Annotated in this window: 4 protein-coding genes and 1 pseudogene; 4 read left to right on the top strand and 1 reads right to left on the bottom strand. The window is 70.6% G+C overall.

Annotation, left to right across the window (positions count from 1 at the left end):
- The first annotated feature begins 345 nt into the window (after nucleotides 1-345).
- Nucleotides 346-1,065, top strand: coding sequence for a DsbA family oxidoreductase (locus BJF83_RS01165; RefSeq protein WP_075924829.1), 720 nt, complete (start codon nucleotides 346-348; stop codon nucleotides 1,063-1,065).
- Nucleotides 1,066-1,125: 60 nt separating this feature from the next.
- Nucleotides 1,126-1,614: a peptidylprolyl isomerase gene (locus BJF83_RS01160; protein ID WP_075924828.1), complete on the top strand. Its 489-nt coding sequence runs from the start codon at nucleotides 1,126-1,128 to the stop codon at nucleotides 1,612-1,614.
- A 243-nt stretch (nucleotides 1,615-1,857) separates the two neighbouring features.
- Here the strand turns inward: BJF83_RS01160 and BJF83_RS01155 are convergent, their stop codons facing one another.
- Nucleotides 1,858-3,006 (bottom strand): helix-turn-helix transcriptional regulator, encoded by a 1,149-nt coding sequence (locus BJF83_RS01155; RefSeq protein WP_075924827.1) that lies wholly within the window; start codon nucleotides 3,004-3,006, stop codon nucleotides 1,858-1,860.
- Nucleotides 3,007-3,365: 359 nt separating this feature from the next.
- Here BJF83_RS01155 and BJF83_RS26425 point away from each other — a divergent pair, with 359 nt between their 5' ends.
- Both BJF83_RS26425 and BJF83_RS01150 read left to right on the top strand, forming a co-directional pair.
- Nucleotides 3,366-3,557, top strand: a complete 192-nt coding sequence (locus BJF83_RS26425; protein ID WP_143831745.1) for a hypothetical protein — start codon at nucleotides 3,366-3,368, stop codon at nucleotides 3,555-3,557.
- Nucleotides 3,554-3,834, top strand: a pseudogene (locus BJF83_RS01150) (hypothetical protein); the annotation flags it as partial. The gene BJF83_RS26425 and the pseudogene BJF83_RS01150, both read left to right, overlap by 4 nt.

The following is a 3,834-nucleotide window of genomic DNA, read 5'->3' as shown; positions in this document are numbered from 1 at the left end:
TCGGTGTTCAGACGCTTCCACCAAGCGCAGGCCCGGGACTGCCACTACCGCAGACAAGCAGCCCGCGAATCATGACAAACCGGATCTACAACTGGAGTATTAGTCACCTGTCAGAAAGCGGGATTCTGCCGCCGGGAGTGGAGAACCGTTGGCGGGATGTGACCGGAGCCGCCCCGCGACGGCCGCAGGCGTCCCAGCCGCGCGGGCCCCGTGAGGTGCGCCCGGGTGACGCGTGCCTCGGAATGCCGAGCGGCCGAGCGCTGTTGACGCCCCTCGCAAGCAGACACACCGCCCGGGCGACGTGCCCCTCCCCGAACCCGGCCGTCCCAAGAGAGAAATTTCCACATGCGCGTCGAGATCTGGACCGACATCAACTGCCCCTGGTGCTACGTGGGCAAGGCCCGCTTCGACAAGGCGCTCGACGGCTTCGAGCACCGCGACCAGGTGGAGGTCGTGCACCGCTCGTTCGAGTTGAACCCCTCGCACCCCCGCGACGAGGTCGTTCCCGTGGTGCCGTTGATCGCGGGGAAGTACGGCATCACCGAGACCCAGGCCGCCCAGGCCGAGCGACGCATCGCCGCCAATGCCGCGGCCGAGGGCCTGGAGTACCGCACGGAGGGTCGGGACGCCGGCAACAGCTTCGACATGCACCGGCTGCTGCACCTGGCCGCGGAGCACGGCCGCCAGGGACCGCTGATCGACACCCTGTACCGGGCCAACTTCGCCGAGCGGCGCTCCGCCTTCGAGGGCGGCGACCGGCTCGTGGAACTGGCGGTCGAGGCCGGACTGGACGCCGGAGAGGCACGATCGGTGCTCGCCGACCCCGAGCGCTACGCCGCCGAGGTGTGTGCCGACGAGCGGGAGGCCGCCCAGCTGGGCGCCACCGGGGTGCCCTTCTTCGTCCTCGATCGGGCCTTCGCCGTCTCCGGGGCCCAGCCCGTCGAGACGTTCGGTCAGGCGCTGGAACAGGCCTGGGCGCACCGCTCGCCCCTCACCGTGGTCGACGGCTCACGGCGCTCCGAGGCGTGCGGCCCCGACGGGTGCGCCCTGCCCGACCGCGGCTGACCGGCGGCGAAGGCCGTAACGAGCGGAATTCGCGGGGTCGCGCTGTGGCAGGATTGCGCCATGAGCAACGTTTTCTTCGACATCGCCATCGACGGGAAGCCCGTCGGCAGGATCGTCTTCACGCTGTACGACGACGTGGTCCCCACGACCGCGCGGAACTTCCGGGAACTCGCCACCGGCGAGAACGGCTTCGGCTACGAGGGCTCCGCGTTCCACCGCGTCATCCCGGGTTTCATGCTGCAGGGCGGCGACTTCGACAAGGGCGACGGCACCGGCGGCAGGAGCATCTACGGAGAGACCTTCGAGGACGAGAACTTCGAGCGCAAGCACGACAGGCCGGGCCTTCTGTCCATGGCGAACGCGGGCAGGAACACCAACGGCTCCCAGTTCTTCATCACCACGGTCCCCACCGCCTGGTTGGACGGCAAGCACGTCGTCTTCGGCGAGGTCGTCGAGGGCATGGACCTCGTGAAGGAGATCGAGAAGCTGGGCTCCGCCAGTGGCAGGGTCGCCAAGGAGGCCGTCATCGAGAAGTCGGGCACCGTGTAACGACGCCCGTCACGGCACGCTGGGGGCGGCACGGACGCCCCCAGCGCGCACCGGACGAGCGCGGCGGCGCCACGCGTCAGACGTTGAAGCGGAACCCGTAGCCGCCCTGACGCCATCAGGGGAGATACCCCCGGCATCCGCCCTGACCTGCGCTTTCATCTGCCACTGTCTGACATTGGATCGCACGGTTTTTCACCCTGGTGTGCGCCCGATGTGCGCCGCGAAGGAGCGTCCCCGGGAGGGCTACGCGGCTTGCCGACGCATCACGTCGGCCACGTCGTGGGCGAGGTCCGTCAGCCACACCGGGGCGTCCGGGTGGCGGTTCAACTCACGCAGGGCCACCCGCAGCCGTCGCCGGTTCCGACCGGAACTCACCGTGTCCAGCATGGGCGGGAGCGCGGTCAACTCCTCCCCACACTCCCGCCACGCCTGAGCGGCGGTGTACGCCTGCACACGCGACACCCGGTAGTACAGGACGCCGCGCCCATCGGGTCGGAAGGCGGCTGCGAGTTCAGCGGCCCTCTCCAGCTTCGGCACAGCGGCTGTGGCGTCGCCGAGGGCGAGATGGGCTTCCCCCTCGTGTCCGGCAAGCTCGCACTCATTCACCCACCACGTCCACGCGGGGTCCCGAGGCGTGACGGAGTCCTCCAGCGCCGCACGGGCGGCGCCGAGTTCGTCCAAGGCGCGTCGGTGGTCACCGGTGCTGGCCAGCGCACGCCCCCGACGAATGCGCGCCAACAGCGCCACACGCGGGGGGACACGGGGCTGTGAGAGCAGTTCGTCCACGATGCGCAGAGACTCCCCGGGGCTGCCCACTTCCACGCCCATCATGGCGAGATTGGTCAGCGTGAACCGCTCCATCGAACGGTCACCGGCGTGGCGCGCCAGCATGTGCGCTTCCAGCGTGGCGGCGCGGCACTCATCCTGTCGGCCCGCGTCGAACAGCAGCCACCCGGCGACCTCGGCGACCTCGGCGACCGACGCCAGGTAGTCCCGTCGGCGCCCCTCCGGAACCGCGCCACTGTCCAACCTGCGCTGTGCGCACTTCCAGACTCGGACCGCCACGGGCGCGACGTCGTCACCGCCGTGGCGGTTGTCGTGGGCGACCACCTGATCAATCGTCGCGCGCATGTGCGTGATGTCGTCGGCGATACCGGGCGGGGTGCCGATATCGCCTCCGCTGGGAGCGGGGGTCTCCGCCAGCGCCGCCAGCGAGCCCCCGGCGCCCACCAGGCTGTCGAGCCCCTCGGCCAGTTGTGCGGACGGCGTCTGCTTGCCGTTCAGGACGCGCGACAGATACGCGACGTCGAAGTGGAGTTCTCGGGCTGCGGCTCTCAGGGACAGCCCTTGGGCATCGAGTGCGGCCCGGGCGCGTGCGGCGAAGTCGGTCACTGGGGGCTCCGGAAGGTGTTGACCAACGTTGACTCCCAGCGTAGTCAACGCTCGTCAACTCCCAAGGGGGTTCGGCCGAGACCACGATGGACGCACGGACCCCGGCGAGTGCTGGCAGGCACCCCCGGGGCTATGGCCAACGCTTACCAGGAGCGCTGACACATGCACCTTATCGCCCTGATCCGGGCGCTGTTCCCACGCGCCGCACACACCCCGCACGGACGCCACCGGCGCCCCGTGCCCGATGCCGCACCGGCCACGCGACGCCAGTTCGAAGGGCTCACGGCCCTGCTGGCGGTCGCCTCCCCGGTCCCCCCGCTGTCCGCCCGTCCTCGCGCCCGCGCCGCTCCCGTGTCCCCGTGGAGCCAGCACCCGCCCCGGTCACGATGGACGACCCCACCGACCCGCGCCGGTACAACCCCGTCCGCCCGGCGTTCCGCGCGTGGGAGAGGACCCACCCCCGCACCATCCCGATCCCGCCCCAGCGTGGCGAGTTCGCCGAACTGGCCGACCTCGTGCGCGAAGCCCTCGCGTTGGGGGTGGGACGGTGAACGCCGTGAGCCTCCCCGAGCCCGGCGACACGGTCGCCCTACGCGAGTGGGCGCGCATCATCGACATGGCCCCACCCGGGGACCACGCGCCCGTCCTGGACGCGCTCCGAGAGTGGTTCGGCGACCGGTACAGCATCCGGAAGACCCCGTGCTTGTGGTGGGCCACCCACGTGGACCGCTACGCCGCTGTGGAGCCGACGATCCTTGAGCCCTCACTCGTGCGGTTCGTGGCCAAGCTGACCGCACCCGACCGACGGATAGCGCCCCCTCGCAGAGC

Source organism: Nocardiopsis sp. CNR-923 (genome assembly GCF_001942255.1).
Classification (GTDB): Bacteria; Actinomycetota; Actinomycetes; order Streptosporangiales; family Streptosporangiaceae; genus Nocardiopsis.
This window is presented reverse-complemented; position numbering and strand designations above follow the sequence as displayed.